The 1,347-nt window shown below is 39.9% G+C and carries 2 protein-coding genes; one reads left to right on the top strand and one right to left on the bottom strand.

Features of this window, described 5'->3' with window-relative positions; translation table 11 throughout:
• On the top strand, positions 1-870 hold an 870-nt coding region (locus tag C6H66_RS25350; RefSeq protein ID WP_105397074.1), incomplete at its 5' end, for an IS630 family transposase.
• A gap of 175 nt (positions 871-1,045) precedes the next feature.
• On the opposite strand, the gene C6H66_RS25345 is transcribed toward C6H66_RS25350, so the two are convergent.
• On the bottom strand, positions 1,046-1,347 hold a 302-nt coding region (locus C6H66_RS25345), incomplete at its 5' end, for a transposase (protein WP_181150317.1).

Here is a 1,347-nt window from a genome sequence, read left to right as displayed (position 1 = left end):
AATCGTTGGGTTGAATGGTTTACATTATATGGACTCGAAGGACTCAACAGTTTACCGGCTGGCCGACCTGCTGTCTGGGATCTCACCCCTCTCTATAGCCTGTTGCTTTTCTTATTACAGCAATCTCCCCAAGAATTCGGCTATCTTCGCTCTCGCTGGAGCCTTGAGCTTATGACTCATACCCTTAATGAATTACTCAACCTCTCCCTGACACAAAGTGTCCTCTATCGTTACTTTTCTCAGGTGGGAATTGTCTGGCGCAGAGCGGCGCCCACGGTAAAACAACCTGATCCTGAACATGAGGAGAAAATGGCAAAGATCGCAGAAGCCAAAGCGAATATTTCAGAAAAACATCCCGTTTTCTATGAAGATGAGGTGGATATTGATTTCAACCCGAAAATCGGCGCGGACTGGTGTTTCAAAGGACAACAAAAACGGGTTATCACCCCGGGAAAAAATGAAAAACATTACCTTGCGGGTTGCCTCAATGCTCAGACAGAGCAAGTCACCTATGTTAAAGGAATAAAAAAGAACTCTGATTTATTTATCAAAATGTTAGATGAACTGAATCATCAATATCCCCATGCGGAAACTCTCACATTAATCTTAGATAACTACGGTATTCATAAAAGTCAGAAGGTAAAGGAGTGGCTGGCACGACATCCCAAATTTACCCTGTTGTTTTTACCGGTCTATTCACCGTGGCTAAATAAAATAGAACGGTTATGGCAATCGCTCCATGAGACAATAACGCGAAATCACTGTTGTCAATTTATGTGGCAGTTGCTTAATTATGTTGATGCCTTTTTGGCATCGTTTTCATCACAGCAAAAGCCAGGAAGACAAAAAATGAGTGTAGCACTATTATGAAATCTTATTTAATGTAAATAGCACATGAAAAATATAGCGTTTTCAGTGTAAATCACCTTGAACTAAATGACATTAAGCCATTTGCTTTTTTGTGATATACATCATACATATTGAGTCAATGCAATGCCAATATGAAATATAAAAACACAGAAAACGGATATATACCCAAGAAACTTCAAGATGCAGTTTTTAGCACCTGAAAATGGTCGTTAATTCTAGACATCAGCGAGTTCGCTATATCAGGTAGCGTTGTGGTGAAAAATTTGAAGACTTTGTCTCGAAATTCATGTTTATCAGCGAAATAACGGTTATTTCGAACCTGTTCATTCATGACCTTCCATAATCGCTCTATCGGGTTTAAATTTGGGCTGTATGGCGGAAGGTAATGTAACTCAATATTGCTGACATAAGCCCACTCCTTCACAAGATGCGCTTTGTTGTAACCCGCCCCATCCACAATAAGATGAATTTTTTGAT

This window comes from Photorhabdus hindustanensis, from assembly GCF_002968995.1.
GTDB classification, from domain to species: domain Bacteria; phylum Pseudomonadota; class Gammaproteobacteria; order Enterobacterales; family Enterobacteriaceae; genus Photorhabdus; species Photorhabdus akhurstii.
Note: the sequence above shows the minus strand (reverse complement) of the source record. Positions and strands in the feature narration are given on the sequence as shown.